Raw genomic sequence first — 13,144 nt, 5'->3', positions numbered from 1 at the left:
CTACCAGCGCACCGGCAGCCGGCGGACCCCACGCATCAGGAGGCCCGGCAGCCATTCGTACGTGGCCGCCGGGGAGTCCAGGGCGAGGTCGGGGCAGCGTTCCAGGAGGGAGCGGACGGCGATCCGTGCCTCCAGACGGGCCAGCGGCGCACCGAGACAGAAGTGGATGCCGTGCCCGAAGGCGAGATGGCCCCGGGCGTCCCGGCGGATGTCGAAGCGGTCGGGCTCGGCGTACCGGGCCGGGTCGCGGTCGGCGGCCGCCAGGCCGATCAGCACCATCGCGCCCTGCGGAACGACCTGGTCGCCGACGGGCACGGGCGCGGTACTGAAGCGGACGGTAGCCGTCTCCACGGGTCCGTCGTAGCGCAGCATCTCCTCGACGGCGCCGTCGAGGAGGGAGAAGTCGGCGCGCAGGGCGGTGAGTTGGTCGGGGTGCGTGAGCAGGGCGCGCACACCGTTGGAGATCAGGTTGACGGTCGTCTCGTGGCCGGCGACGAGCAGGAGGTAGGCGAGGGCGCGCAGTTCGGCCGTGGAGAGCCGGTCGTCCTCGGCCGCGGGACCGTCCGCTTCGGCGGGGCCGGGGAGGGCGCGGACGAGGGCGGAGAGCAGATCGTCCGTCGGGGCGGCGCAGCGCTTGTCCTCGATGAGTTCGTCGAGGTAGACCGCCAGCTGCCGGACGGCGTCCTCCCCCGCTTCCTGGGAGGTAGGGGCGACCACCTCGTTCGACCACTTGCGGAAGGCGTCGCGGTCGGCGGCGGGGATGCCCAGGAGTTCGCAGATCACGACGATCGGCAGCGGGAAGGCGAGCGCGTCGACGAGATCGGCACGACCGGCCGGCAGCATCTCGTCCAGGAGATCGTCCGTGATCCGCTGGACGCGGGGCCGCAGCGCCTCCGCGCGACGCGGGGTGAACTCGCGGCTGACCAGCTTGCGCAGCCGCGTGTGGTCGGGCGGGTCGAGCACGAGGAGGTTGGGGCCGATGACCTGCTCGTCCAGCATGGTCACGCCTATGGTGGCCGGCGATTTCGACAGCCGCGCGTCGGAGAGCGCCGCCCGTCCCTCCTCGTGGCCGACGATCAGCCAGAACTCCCCGCCGTCGGCGCCGCGCACGCGGTGCACGGGGCCCGATTCCCGCAGTCGCGCGTAGTACGGATACGGGTTCGCGGTGAAGTCGGGCCCGTACTGTTCCAGATCAACGATGGTCACCCGCTCACCCTACGTGCGTTCCTCGTCGTCGAGCAGGCCCGCGTCGTGCGCCAACAGCGCGATCTGGACACGGTTGTTGAGGTCCAGTTTGGCCAGGATGCGGGACACGTGCGTCTTGACGGTGGCGACGCTCATGTACAGCGCCGCCGCGATCTCCGCGTTGGAACTGCCGCGGCCGACGGCGAGCGCCACCTCCCGCTCACGGCCGGCGAGCAGTTCGAGGCGACGCAGCGCCGCGGCCCTGCGGGAGTCGGCGCCGCTGCCCGCCACATGGGTCATCAGCTGCCGGGTGACCGCCGGGGACAGCACGGGATCGCCGGCGGCGACCCTGCGCACGGCGGCGACGATCTCCGCGGGCGGCGTGTCCTTCAGCACGAACCCCGCCGCGCCCGCCCGCATGGCCCGCAGCACCTGTTCGTCGGCGTGGAAGGTGGTCAGCACCACGACCTCCGGCGCGTCCTGCCGGCGGCGTAGCCCCTCGGTGGCAGCGAGGCCGTCCATGACCGGCATGCGGATGTCCATCAGGACGACGTCCGGCCCGTGCCGGTCGACGAGTTCCGCCACCTCGGAGCCGTCGGCCCCCTCCCCCACGATCTCGATGTCACCGGCCCCGCCCAGCATGAGGGCGAGGCCTGCCCGTACGAGCGGGTCGTCATCCACGATGATCAGCCGGATAGTCATACGGACCACGGTAGCCAGGCCCGTACCCGGAATCCGCCGTCGCCCCGCACACCCTGTTCCAGCCGTCCGCCCGCGAGGGTGGCCCGTTCGGTCAGGCCGATCAGGCCCTGGCCGGAGCCGGGGACCTTCGGGACCTCGCCGGCCGGGGCCTCGTTGTCGATCTGCACGATGATCCCCTCCCCCGGGCCCCCGCTCAGGGAGAGGGTGACGTCGGTGCCCGGGGCGTGCTTGCGGGCGTTGGTCAGTCCTTCCTGCGCGATGCGGTACGCGGTGCGGCCGGTGGCGGCGGGCACGCCGTCCGGGTCGGCGACGGCGTTGTCGAGCGTGACCCTCATACCGGCCTCCCTGGACTCGCCGACCAGTGCGCCGAGGGTAGCGAGCGTGGGCTGGGGCCGGTCAGGGCCGCCGCTGTCACCGGGGGCACGCAGCACGCCGATGATCTGACGCAGGTCCTGGAGCGCCTCGTGCGCGCTGTCGCGGATCACACCGGCCGCCCTGCCGACCTCCGCGGGCGGCGCGTCGGGCCGGAACTCGAGCGCTCCGGCGTGCACGCTCAGCAGCGTGAGCCGGTGCGCGAGAACGTCGTGCATCTCGCGGGCGATGGCCTCACGGGCCAGCCGCTGTGCCTGCGCCGCGCGCAGGGCGGCCTCCGCCTCGGCCCGCCCGGCACGTTCACGCAGGGCGATGACCAACTGGCGGCGGGCGCGCACCAGCATCCCCCAGCCGACCATCAGGAGCACCAGCACGACCCCGGCGACCGTGGACGCGAGGAAGGAGACGCTCGGGTCCGGCCGCAGGAGCGCCTGGACCGCGCCGGACACCATCGCCAGCACCCCGATGACGGCGACGGGTCGGAAGGGGCGGTGCACGGCGAGGCTGAACAGGCTGAGCATGAGCGCACCCCCGGCCGCCGGGGCGACCGCGGAGACGGCGACCATGGATGCGGCGAGGGATACGGGCGCCCGCCGGCGGACCCACAGGGCGCAGCAGGAGGCGGCGCCCAGCATCTGATCGGCGAGAATCACGGCTTCGGAGTTCCCCGCCTGGGCACTGGCGTCGGCGGCCAGCGCGCCGATCAGGGCGGCGGCCAGGAAGACGAAGGTGTCGACGACCCAGTCGTGTACGGTGCGCCGGGGCCTCGCCCTGCCCTGGTTGCCGGGCAGGTCGGGGTCGGGTGGATCGGCCATGGCCGAGGGCAGCAGCCATGGGTATTCGGCGCGGATCATGTCGACAAAGCTACGAGGCCCGTGTCCCGGATGTGCCCTTCCGGGTGCCGGAAGCGACCAAAGTCGTGGGACCGGATACTTTCGTCGGCCGTTGTCGGTGCCGAAGCCGGACGCGCGCGGACGCCGTGCCTCGGGAGGCTGCGGGCATGAAGAAGATTCTCGAGGTCGGCGGGTTCCTGCTGTTCGTGTGGGGCGCGGCGGGTGCGGCCCACGAACTCACAGGCTGGTTCAAGCTCTGGGGAGTGGTGCGGCGCCTGAGCTTCCTCGACGGCCATGAGCTCTACGCGAGCATCGTGCTGGCGGTGCTGGGCGGGGTGATGATGGTGGCGTCGGACCGGTTCCGCTGAGGATCAGGTGCCGGCGCCCTGGTCGCGCCCCGCGCCCGACCACGGCCGCGCACCGCGCCGCTTCGGAGCGGACCGCCCGGCGCCGGACCGGAGCGCACGCCGCCGCCCCCCGACCGCGCCACGCGCCGCCGCCGTCGAGCCGGCACTTCGCGGGCCGCGCCGCCCGCCGCCGTCAGGCCTTGTCCTTCGCCGGCTGCTCCGCGTCCATGAGCCGGGCGACCTCCGCCGCGTGCTCGCTCAGGCGGTTGCCGAGGCTCCCGCTGGTGCAGAGCGCGGTGCCGACGACCGCGACCGGCACGGACAGGCCGAGGACGCCGAGGAGTTCGGGCCAGTCACGCTCGGCCTCACAGGTAGCGTCCTCGCCGCCCTCGTTGGCCGTGCCCTACTCGGTAAGCAGCCGGGACTCGCACTCCCTGCCCTTGCCGTACTCGCTGTCGAGGGTGTACGGGAGGAGCAGCAGCACGCCGAACCACACCCACAGCAGGGCCGCCACGGACAAGAGGCCGAAACCCCAGTTCTGCGTCCGTTTCGCGCGGGCGCGGAAGGCCATGTCGTACTGAAGCGATCGCACGAGCGTCGAAACTAGCGGTCGGCCCTGTCGGCGGCGCGGCGCCCCCAGGTCGTCCCCGCGAGCACCAGAGCCGCGCCCACCAGGCCGACCGCGCCGATGTGTTCGCCGCCGATGGCGATGCCCGCGGCGGCGGCCCAAAGCGGCTCGGTGCCGAGAAGCAGGCTGACGCGGGACGGCGAGCTGCGGCGTACGGCCCACATCTGCACGAAGAACGCGAACAGCGTGCAGAAGACGGACAGGAACACCAGCCCGGCCCATTCACGTGGCCCGAAGCCGACGGCCACCGCCCACGGTGACGCCCCGCCGCCCGGCAGAACGGCCAGCACGGTGAACACGGCGACCGCCGCCCCGAGTTGCACCGTCGTCAGGGAGAGGGAGTCCGCGCCGCGGACCGCCTTGATCCTGGCCATGGCGAGCACATGGACGGTGCGGACCGCGGCGGCCAGCAGCATCAGCACGTCACCGGCGGAGGGGTTGGTGAAGCCCGCCCCCTGGGTGAGCAGCACCACGCCGGCGACCGATACGGCGGCCGCGGCGAGGAAGGACGAGGGGGGCCGGCGCCGGGTCACCGCTGCCTCAGCGAGCGGCGTGAAGATCATGGTGAGGCTGATGATGAGGCCGGCGTTGGTGGCCGAGGTGTGGACCACGCCGTAGGTCTCGAGCAGGAAGACGGCGCTCAGGATCAGTCCGAGCAGCCCGGCCCCCCGCCACTGCGCGGCGGTCAGCGACCGCAGCCTGCGCCGCCCCGCCACGGCGAGCGCCGGCAGGACGAGCGCGAACCGCAGGACGAGGACGGCCACGACGGTGTGCGTGGTCGTGATGCCCTTCGCCGCGAGATAGCTGGCACCCCAGACGACGGCGACGAGCAGCACCGGCAGGTCGGTGAGCCAGGCCCGGCGGGGGGCGAGCGCGGGTGCGGGTACGGCGATCGACGACACCTGGTCTCCAGCGGACACGACGGGGTGGAGACATCAGCGGCTCGCACACGGGAGCGATCACCGTACCGGGACCCGCGCAGGGGGTGCCACATCTACTCCGCGTAGCTGCCGTACTCGGGGCGGCCGGCGAGCTCGTACGTGTGGATCGCCGCACCGCTGCCGGTGGTCCGCGCCTCGAGGTGCCTGAACGCAGTGGGCCTCGCACCCTCCGGGAACAGGCGCATGCCCGTGCCGAGCACGACCGGGAAGACGACCAGGTAGAGCTTGTCGACGAGGTCGTGGGCCATCAGGGTCTGGGCGAGCTTGCCGCTGCCGTGCATCTGGAGTTCCCCGTCGGTGCGGTCCTTGAGTGCGGTGACCTCCTTGACGATGTCGCCGCGGATGACGGTGGTGTTCTCCCAGTCGGGCGACTCGAGAGTCGTCGAGACGACGTACTTGGGCAGGGCGTTGAGCTTGCCGGCGACCGGGTCGGTGGGGTCGGTCTGCTTGGGCCAGTAGCTCGCGAAGATGTCGTAGGTGCGCCGGCCCAGCAGAAAGGCGCCGACCCGCCCGAAGACCTCGTTGATGAACTGTCCGAAGTCCTCGTCCCCGTACGGCACGGACCAGCCGCCGTGCTCGAATCCGCCGGTGGTGTCCTCCTCGGGCCCGCCGGGGGCCTGGTAGACGCCGTCGAGGGTGAGGAACTGGGTGAGGGAGAGCTGTGCCATGGTTCCTTCGCCTTTCATCGCTTTTCAGCGGGTTTCGATGAGTCTCACAGCTCTGACCGCGCCGGGCCCGCGAACTCATCGGCGCGCCGAGCGCGATGTCCGATCACCGCCAGCACGGGGCCACCGGAAGCGATGTGATTGAAGCCGCAACCATTTAGCGGATGTTGGAGGCTCGGATGGACGGCAAGGTGGCTCTGGTGACCGGCGCAAGCCGCGGGATCGGCGCGGCGACCGCACTGCGGCTGGCTCGGGGCGGGGCGGATGTCGCGATCACCTATATGGCGGGGAAGGAGGCCGCGGAGGAAGTCGTGCGGCGGATCGAGGAGTCGGGACGGCGCGGGATGGCCCTGCGGGCCGACTCGGCCGACGCCACGGAGGCGGCGAACGCCGTGGACCGCACCGTGGAATCCCTGGGCGGGCTCGACATCCTCGTCAACAACGTGGGCGTGGGCCTGCTCGGGCCGCTGGAGAACATCACGCCGGCCGATGTGGACCGGGTGCTGGCCGTGAACGTACGGGGCGTCTACCTCACGTCCCGGGCGGCCGCCGCACGGATGGGGAGCGGCTCGCGGATCGTCACGATCGGCACGTGCTTGACCCAGCGGGTGCCGGGCCCCGGCGGCACCCTGTACGCGATGAGCAAGTCCGCGCTGATCGGCCTCACCAAGGCGCTGGCGAGGGAGTTGGGCGGGCGGGGCATCACGGCGAACATCGTCCACCCGGGTCCGGTCGACACCGACATGAACCCGGCGGACGGTCCGTACGCGGACCCGCAGAAGGCGGACACGGCGCTCGGCCGCTTCGGCCGGCCGGAGGAGATCGCGTCGATGGTCGCGTATCTGGCGGGCGGCGAGGCGGAGTACATCACCGGCGCCGAGTTCTCCGTGGACGGCGGGCACGCGGCCTGAGACCTGCGCGCGAGGCGCACCGTTGCTGTCGGCCGGTGCGCCCCGCGGGGCAGGGAGGGTGTCGTGCCTCCCCGTTCTGTGGCGGCTGCGCGCCTCCCGCGCTCCTGGCGGACGCCTGCCGCAGGGCTCCGGCGGGAACTGCGGCAAAACGCCCGCCCGCCGGGCTCCTCCGGGGAACGATCAGCCGCCGAGCTCCTGGTGACGTGCCGTCAGACGGGCCGCGCCCTGCTCGGTCAGGGAGCCGAACAGCCGCAGGCGGGAGATGCCGCCGTCGGGGTAGATGTCGATCCGCACATGGGTGCCGACCGCGGGGGCGTCGAGCACGAACCGGTGGTTGGTGTCGGGCTGCAGCCGGGTGCGCGGCAGGACCTCGCGCCACTCGCCCTCGGCGCCGTCCCGTACGGACAGCGCCGCCCAGCCCGCGCTGTTGCCCTTCAGGTACGCGGTGTCGATCTCGACCGCACGGATCTCCGCCTGCCCGACCAGCTGGTAGCGGATCCAGTCGTTGCCCTTGTCGCGGCGACGGCGGGTCTCCCAGCCGTCGTCCATCTTGCGGGAGCGGCCGGGCTGGATGGTGTTGGTGGCCGGGGAGTAGAAGCGGTCGGAGGCGTCCACGACCTGGCCGCCGTTCTCGAGCGCGACGAGGTCGAAGGTGCCCAGCGCGCCGAGCCAGGCGGGGTCGGGCACGACCTCGCCGTGGACGCGCAGGCGGGCGATGCCGCCGTCGGGGTGCTGGTTGACGCGCAGGTGCGTGAAGCGCTGCTCGACGTCGACCGCGAAACCGTTGGCGGCGTGGCCGCCGACGGCGGTGCGCGGGACGAGCGTCGTCCACTTCACGTCGTCGCCGAGGAGCTCCTCCGGGGAGGGCGAGCCGGCGACCAAGGTGCCCTCGATCGACACGGCCTGCGGGTAGTTGCCGCGGAAGTGCGCGGTGTCGACGACGATGCCGCGTACGACGCCGGGGGCGCCGAGGCGTACCAGTGCCCAGTCGTGGTCCTCTTCGGTGGGGTGGGGCTGCTCGGCACTCACGCCGCGGCGGCGGCGGGTCTCCCAGCCGTCCATGATCTTGCCCTTGTGGCCGAAGTGCTCCGGGTCGAACTCGGCGGGCTCCGGCTTCAGCAGGTTCTCGCGCTCGGCGAAGAACTCGTCGTTGGCGGCGACGACGCCCGCGCCGAGGCGGCGGTCGGCGAGGTCGGCGTACCGCGTGAACGGGAAGTCGGCCGCACGGTAGTCGGCGTACGGGTCGCCGCCGCCGTAGGGGCTGGCGTCACCGGTGAAGGAGGGGACGGTGGATGCAGACACGGTTCAGTTGTTCCTTTCGAGCAGCCGGCCCGTCGGCTCGGCCAGGTTGCCGTTCTCCACGATCCGCTTGCCGCGCAGCCACGTCGATCTGACCATCCCGTACAGCGTCCTGCCCGCGTAGGCGGTCACCTGGTTGCGGTGGTGCAGTTCCGCCGGGTCGACGGTGAAGGTCGCGTCGGGGGCGAGGACGGCGAAGTCGGCGTCGCGGCCGGCCTCGATGGCGCCCTTGGCGCCGAGGCCCGCCAGGTCGGCGGGGGCCTTCGCCATCCAGCGGACGACGTCGTCGAGGGTGTGGCCGCGCTTGCGGGCCTCGGTCCAGATTGCGGGCAGGCCCAGCTGGAGCGAGGAGATGCCGCCCCAGGCGGATGCGAAGTCCGGGGTCTTGAGGTCGGTGGTGCAGGGGGAGTGGTCGGAGACGATGCAGTCGATCGTGCCGTCGGCGAGGCCCTGCCAGAGCGCGTCCTGGTTCGCGGCCTCCCGGATCGGCGGGCAGCACTTGAATTCGGTCGCCCCGTCCGGGACCTCTTCCGCGGTGAGGGTGAGGAAGTGCGGGCACGACTCGACGGTGATCGCCACGCCCTCCCGCCGGGCCTCGGCGATCAGCGGCAGCGCGTCGCTCGAGGACAGGTGCAGGACGTGGACGCGGGCGCCGAGCCGCTTGGCGTGCGAGATCAGGTTCCCGATCGCGGTGTTCTCGGCGTCCCGGGGCCGGGAGGCGAGGAAGTCTGCGTATCTGGGCCCGCTCCGCTGCGGCGCGGAGGCGAGGTGGTGGGGGTCCTCCGCGTGCACGATCAGAAGGCCGCCGAAGGCGGAGATCTCGGCCATCGAGCGGGCAAGCTGCTCCTGGTCGAGCTCGGGGAACTCCTCGACGCCCGACGGCGACAGAAAGCACTTGAAGCCGAACACTCCGGCGTCGTGCAGCGGCCTCAGGTCCTTGACGTTGGACGGGATCGCGCCGCCCCAGAAGCCGACGTCGATGTGCGCCTTGGGGCGGGCCACGTCGCGCTTGACGGCGAGGTGGTCGACGGTGGTGGTGGGCGGCAGGGAGTTGAGCGGCATGTCGAGCAGGGTGGTGATGCCGCCTGCGGCGGCCGCGCGGGTGGCGGTCCAGAAGCCCTCCCACTCGGTGCGGCCGGGGTCGTTCACATGAACGTGGGTGTCGACGAGGCCGGGGAGGACGGCGTCGTCGCCGAAGTCCTCGAGCCGGGCCCCGGCCGGCACGTCGGCGTCGTACGGACCCACCGCGGCGATCCGCCCGCCGGCGACGGCTACCGTCGCGGCGCGCGTCCCCTCGGGGGTGATCACGCGCGTCGAGCGCAGCACCAGGTCCACTTCCACGTCGGACACCCGCTCCCCTCACTTTCACTGCTCAGCGAATTTTCAACGAACTGTTGAAGGAGTCTTCCCCTCTCGTCGATACCCGTCAAGACCCGCCCGGGCCGGAAGGTCACGCTTGTACGTTTCCACAAAGTGGAAGTACAATTCCACTGCGACGTGGTCGCTTCAGCCAGGAGCAGGCCCGCGCATCACCGCAGACACAGGGACAAACACGCCCTGACCGGCCACGACGCGACTTGGCGGGCGATGTTTCCCGGAGCCGCGCCCGGTAGGCTGCAGCCTTGCCCTGCCTGCCCGAAAGGACCGCCGACGTGCCGACGTCCAGCGCCAGCGCCACCGACGCAGCCAAGCCCGCCGCCAGCGGCGGCGTGCAGTCCCTTGAGCGCGCCTTCGACCTGCTCGAACGAATGGCCGACGCCGGTGGCGAGGTCGGCCTCAGCGAGCTCTCCGCCAGCAGTGGTCTGCCGCTGCCCACGATCCACCGTCTGATGCGCACGCTGGTCGCCTGCGGCTACGTGCGCCAGCAGCCCAACCGCCGCTACGCGCTCGGCCCCCGGCTGATCCGCCTCGGCGAGTCCGCCTCCCGGCTCCTCGGCACCTGGGCCCGCCCCTACCTCGCCCGCCTCGTCGAGGAGACCGGCGAGACGGCGAACATGGCGCTGCTCGACGGCGACGAGATCGTCTACGTGGCGCAGGTGCCCTCGAAGCACTCCATGCGCATGTTCACCGAGGTCGGCCGCCGGGTGCTGCCGCACTCCACCGGCGTGGGCAAGGCGTTGCTCGCGCACACCCCCGCGGAAGAGGTGCGGGCGCTGCTGGCCAGGACCGGGATGCCCGCCGCGACCGAGAAGACGATCACGACTCCGGAGGGCTTCCTCGAGGCGCTCGAGCAGGTCCGCCGCGCCGGCTACGCGGTCGACGACAACGAGCAGGAGATAGGGGTCCGCTGCCTCGCGGTCTCCGTGCCCGACTCCCCCACCGCCGCAGCCGTCTCGATCTCCGGTCCGGCGGGCAGGGTGACGGAGGCGGCGACGGAGAAGATCGTGCCCATCCTCCAGGAGGTCGCTCTCGACCTGTCGGCGGCGCTGGCCAACACCAACGCGCAGAGCTGACGACACGGGAGGGCCGAGGCCGAGGGCCGGTGAACGTCGTGGATCCGGCGGTTGCGGCCGGTTCGCTCCCCGGATGACCGAGCGAGGCAGGCGCGCACCAGTACCGCTTGTCGGCCGCTGCGCTCGGCTGCCGGTGCGTCCCCCGGCTGACCGAGCGCGGCAGGCGCTTGCCCGCGGTACTGCCCGTGGCGCCGGTGCGTTCCCCGGCTGCCCGAAGGCGGCAGGCCGGCGCGTCGGTACCGCCCAGCGGCCGATGGCTCCCTGGCTGCCTGGCTGCCCAGGACGCGCCCGGCCGCCCGGCGGCGTGCGCCGAGTCGGACGAGGCCGCGAAGACGGCGGTCGTCCGCGTTCCGGCAGGCCGGAGCCGCTCAGCGCAGTACGGCAGCCAGCAGGTCCGCCCCCAACGCCGTCAGATCGGGCAGATTGAGGTGGTGCCGCACGTAACGACCCTGCCGCCGGGCGGTGAGCAGGCCCGCGCGACGCAGGACCGCGAGGTGGCGGGAGACCTCCGGGGGTGAGAGTTCCCAGGCGTGGGCCAGCTCGCCGGTGGTGTGCGGGCCGCGGGCCAGGGTGCGCAGCAGCCGAAGCCGTACCGGATGCGCGAGTGCCTCCAGCCGCAGGGTGACCGTTTCCAGCGGTACCGGCTCCGAAGGACCCGGCTCGGCGACGGGGTACTGCACCACCGGTTGCCACCCGGGCGCATGCACCACCACCAGGTGGGGGCTGCCGAAGACACTGGGGATGAAGGTGACACCGGTGCCGTGGGCGGCGGTCGCCTTGTCCTGCAGCTTGTCCACGATGATGCAGTCGCCGTCCGGTGCCAGGGCGAGGGCGCCGGAGACCGATGCGAGCGCCGCGCCGATGCCCTGGCGCTTCAACAGGTCGTTCTTCAGGCGCAGATCGGTGGCGAGCCGCACGGCGACACCCGTCCACGCGGCGTCGAAGAATGCCTCGGCGCACTGTTCGAGGGTGCGGCGCACCCGCGCCCGCACAGCGGCCGGGTCCGCGAGCAGCCGTTCGGCGAATGCCTCTTGCCGCGCGCCGCGGGCCTGGGCCAGGTCCAGGGCCCGCTCGCGCGCGGTCGCGTCGGTGAGCGGCGACGCCCCGGCGGAGTGGACCCGGTTGCTGCCGCACGTGGCGACGAGTGCGGCGGTCGCGTACGTCTCGTCGTCGATCCGGTCCACGTCGTCCAACTCTGCGGCGAGGGTCGGCCGAGGCCTGGCGGGGATCAGGAAGTCGGCCTGTGAGGATCGCCAGAGGAACTCCGCCTCCCGCAGCCGCTCTGCCAGCTCCGGCCGCAGCCCGGACCAGACGTCCCCGGCCCAGCCGGCGTGCTGCGGATGATGCCCGGGTTCGGCCAGCACGTGCAGCATCGCGGTCAGTTCGGCCAGCGGGGAGGCGGCGAACCGCAGCCGCTCGGACGGCAGCCCGCCGATGTCGATCCTCAACGTCATCCCCTCAGCATCACCGACCGGACGGCGGCGACGGCCCCGGTTGACGTTGTCCGTCAACCGGCGTGGCAGTCCCGGCGGCCGAACGCACCGTTGCCGCCATGCCGACCACCACCAAGATCCGGCCCCGCGCCCTCGTCCGTGCCTCCGGAGGACCCCGCTACGCCGTCGCCCTGGCCGTCGACGCGCTCGGCACCGGACTGCTGCGGCCCTTTCTGCTGCTCTACGGAGTGACCGTGCTCAGGTTGTCCGCGCCGGTCACGGGCATCGCCATGACGGTCGGCATCGTCGTAGGCCTGGTGTGCATGCCCGCGGTGGGCCGATGGCTGGACCGGGGCGCACGCAGCACGGTCGTCGCGGCGTCGATGCTGATGCGTGCACTCGGCGTGGCGCTGCTGCTGTCGACCCCCGCGGGTCACGTCTGGCTGTTCGCGGCGGCGGCGCTCCTCCTCGGCATCGGCAACCAGGCGTGGCCGGCCGCCCACGCGGCCCTCGTGGCCACGGTCGCCCACGGCCGGGACCGCGACGCCGCTCTCGCCGCGGGTCGCGCCCTGCGCAACGCCGGTCTGGGGGTGGGCGCGCTCGTCGCCACCGCCTGCCTGGCGGGCGGCACGACCGCTCTGCAGGCGCTGGCGGCCGTCACCGGGCTCGCCTGTCTCGTTGCGGCGGCCTTGGCGTGGTCGATCCGCCTGCACGTCCTTCCGGCCGCTGCCCCGGCCGAGGACAAGGCCGACGGGCCCGCGCCTCGGATGCGGGCACTGCTGGCCGCCAACGTGGTCTACGTCTTCTGCCTCAACGTCCCCGAAATCGCGCTCCCTCTGGTCCTGGTGACGCAGCTGCACGCGTCGCCGGTGTGGTCGGCGGCCATCTTCGTGGCCAACACGGTGCTGGTGGTCACCCTGCAGGTTCCCCTCACCGTCCTGATGTCCCGCTTCCCCCGGCGCCATGTGCTGGCTCTCGCCGGCGTGGTGCTCGCCGCGTCCTATCTCGGCTTTCTCGCGGCCACCTCACTGGGACACGGCTGGGGCGCCCCTGCCGTCGCCGCGGTGTCCGTGGTCTGCACGATCGGCGAGATCATCTATGCCGGCAGCGCCACCGCGCTCGTCACCGCCCTTGCTCCGCCCCACGTCCTGGGACGTGCCCTCGCCCGCTTCGAGCTCTCTTCGGGCTTCGGCCTCGCCGTCTCCCCGGCGGTCATCACCGCTCTCGCGCCCCATGGCGCGGCCGCCCTCTGGGGGAGCCTCGCCGCCGCGACGCTCGTCTCCGCCTCCGCCGTCGCCACCGAGAAGGACCGGGGGAAGCGGCTCATCGGTTGCCGCCTCCTGACACGATCAGGCTCATGAGCCCGCAACTCGCC

14 protein-coding genes are annotated in these 13,144 nt (G+C 72.6%); 4 read left to right on the top strand and 10 right to left on the bottom strand.

Going from position 1 to position 13,144, the window contains the following annotated elements; genetic code table 11:
- Genes MDN94_RS20665 through MDN94_RS20655 form a run of 3 tightly spaced genes read right to left on the bottom strand, consistent with a single transcriptional unit; the run spans nt 1 to nt 3,113 of the window.
- Complete coding sequence (locus MDN94_RS20665; RefSeq protein ID WP_482727375.1) at nt 1–1,206, bottom strand: cytochrome P450 family protein; 1,206 nt, start codon at nt 1,204–1,206, stop codon at nt 1–3.
- A 9-nt stretch (nt 1,207–1,215) separates the two neighbouring features.
- On the bottom strand, nt 1,216–1,887 hold the full coding sequence (locus MDN94_RS20660) for a response regulator transcription factor (RefSeq protein WP_482727374.1): 672 nt from the start codon (nt 1,885–1,887) through the stop codon (nt 1,216–1,218).
- Nucleotides 1,884–3,113, bottom strand: coding sequence for a sensor histidine kinase (locus MDN94_RS20655; protein ID WP_482727373.1), 1,230 nt, complete (start codon nt 3,111–3,113; stop codon nt 1,884–1,886). The genes MDN94_RS20660 and MDN94_RS20655 overlap by 4 nt, the downstream gene beginning before the upstream one ends.
- 146 nt (nt 3,114–3,259) lie before the next feature.
- Between MDN94_RS20655 and MDN94_RS20650 the strand changes: the two genes are divergently transcribed.
- Nucleotides 3,260–3,460 carry a hypothetical protein gene (locus tag MDN94_RS20650; protein ID WP_482727372.1) on the top strand — a complete coding sequence of 67 codons (201 nt, stop codon included), beginning with the start codon at nt 3,260–3,262 and terminating at the stop codon, nt 3,458–3,460.
- Nucleotides 3,461–3,632: 172 nt separating this feature from the next.
- On the opposite strand, the gene MDN94_RS20645 is transcribed toward MDN94_RS20650, so the two are convergent.
- From MDN94_RS20645 to MDN94_RS20630, 4 genes are all read right to left on the bottom strand, one after another.
- Nucleotides 3,633–3,758: a hypothetical protein gene (locus tag MDN94_RS20645; RefSeq protein WP_482727371.1), complete on the bottom strand. Its 126-nt coding sequence runs from the start codon at nt 3,756–3,758 to the stop codon at nt 3,633–3,635.
- Between the two features lie 84 nt (nt 3,759–3,842).
- Nucleotides 3,843–4,031 carry a hypothetical protein gene (locus MDN94_RS20640; RefSeq protein WP_482727370.1) on the bottom strand — a complete coding sequence of 63 codons (189 nt, stop codon included), beginning with the start codon at nt 4,029–4,031 and terminating at the stop codon, nt 3,843–3,845.
- An 11-nt stretch (nt 4,032–4,042) separates the two neighbouring features.
- Entirely contained in the window at nt 4,043–4,969 is a 927-nt protein-coding gene (locus MDN94_RS20635) for a DMT family transporter (protein ID WP_482728192.1), read from the bottom strand.
- A gap of 92 nt (nt 4,970–5,061) precedes the next feature.
- The gene (locus MDN94_RS20630) at nt 5,062–5,676 is read right to left on the bottom strand and encodes a dihydrofolate reductase family protein (RefSeq protein ID WP_482727369.1); all 615 of its coding nucleotides are present in this window, start codon (nt 5,674–5,676) and stop codon (nt 5,062–5,064) included.
- 176 nt (nt 5,677–5,852) lie between these two features.
- Between MDN94_RS20630 and MDN94_RS20625 the strand changes: the two genes are divergently transcribed.
- Nucleotides 5,853–6,584, top strand: coding sequence for a 3-oxoacyl-ACP reductase family protein (locus tag MDN94_RS20625; protein ID WP_482727368.1), 732 nt, complete (start codon nt 5,853–5,855; stop codon nt 6,582–6,584).
- A gap of 180 nt (nt 6,585–6,764) precedes the next feature.
- Here the strand turns inward: MDN94_RS20625 and alc are convergent, their stop codons facing one another.
- Together alc and allB are read right to left on the bottom strand one after the other, a co-directional pair.
- Nucleotides 6,765–7,886 carry an allantoicase gene (gene alc, locus MDN94_RS20620; protein ID WP_482727367.1) on the bottom strand — a complete coding sequence of 374 codons (1,122 nt, stop codon included), beginning with the start codon at nt 7,884–7,886 and terminating at the stop codon, nt 6,765–6,767.
- Nucleotides 7,887–7,889: 3 nt separating this feature from the next.
- The gene (gene allB, locus MDN94_RS20615) at nt 7,890–9,233 is read right to left on the bottom strand and encodes an allantoinase AllB (protein WP_482727366.1); all 1,344 of its coding nucleotides are present in this window, start codon (nt 9,231–9,233) and stop codon (nt 7,890–7,892) included.
- A gap of 302 nt (nt 9,234–9,535) precedes the next feature.
- Here allB and MDN94_RS20610 point away from each other — a divergent pair, with 302 nt between their 5' ends.
- The gene (locus MDN94_RS20610; protein ID WP_053556767.1) at nt 9,536–10,336 is read left to right on the top strand and encodes an IclR family transcriptional regulator; all 801 of its coding nucleotides are present in this window, start codon (nt 9,536–9,538) and stop codon (nt 10,334–10,336) included.
- Nucleotides 10,337–10,704: 368 nt separating this feature from the next.
- Here MDN94_RS20610 and MDN94_RS20605 read toward each other — a convergent pair whose 3' ends face one another.
- Nucleotides 10,705–11,790 carry a DUF5937 family protein gene (locus MDN94_RS20605; RefSeq protein ID WP_482727365.1) on the bottom strand — a complete coding sequence of 362 codons (1,086 nt, stop codon included), beginning with the start codon at nt 11,788–11,790 and terminating at the stop codon, nt 10,705–10,707.
- 98 nt (nt 11,791–11,888) lie between these two features.
- On the opposite strand from MDN94_RS20605, the gene MDN94_RS20600 reads away from it, so the two are divergent.
- On the top strand, nt 11,889–13,130 hold the full coding sequence (locus tag MDN94_RS20600) for an MFS transporter (RefSeq protein ID WP_482727364.1): 1,242 nt from the start codon (nt 11,889–11,891) through the stop codon (nt 13,128–13,130).
- Nucleotides 13,131–13,144: the final 14 nt, after the last annotated feature.

This window comes from Streptomyces sp. WAC00040 (genome assembly GCF_056835925.1).
Note: the sequence above shows the minus strand (reverse complement) of the source record. Positions and strands in the feature narration are given on the sequence as shown.

Excerpts from the sequence above, each read along its gene's own strand:
- MDN94_RS20605 (WP_482727365.1), bottom strand. The coding sequence starts at position 11,790 with ATGACGTTGAGGATCGACATCGGCGGGCTGCCGTCCGAGCGGCTGCGG.
- MDN94_RS20655 (WP_482727373.1), bottom strand. The coding sequence starts at position 3,113 with ATGATCCGCGCCGAATACCCATGGCTGCTGCCCTCGGCCATGGCCGAT.
- MDN94_RS20650 (WP_482727372.1), top strand. The coding sequence starts at position 3,260 with ATGAAGAAGATTCTCGAGGTCGGCGGGTTCCTGCTGTTCGTGTGGGGC.
- MDN94_RS20625 (WP_482727368.1), top strand. The coding sequence starts at position 5,853 with ATGGACGGCAAGGTGGCTCTGGTGACCGGCGCAAGCCGCGGGATCGGC.
- MDN94_RS20630 (WP_482727369.1), bottom strand. The coding sequence starts at position 5,676 with ATGGCACAGCTCTCCCTCACCCAGTTCCTCACCCTCGACGGCGTCTAC.
- MDN94_RS20600 (WP_482727364.1), top strand. The coding sequence starts at position 11,889 with ATGCCGACCACCACCAAGATCCGGCCCCGCGCCCTCGTCCGTGCCTCC.
- MDN94_RS20660 (WP_482727374.1), bottom strand. The coding sequence starts at position 1,887 with ATGACTATCCGGCTGATCATCGTGGATGACGACCCGCTCGTACGGGCA.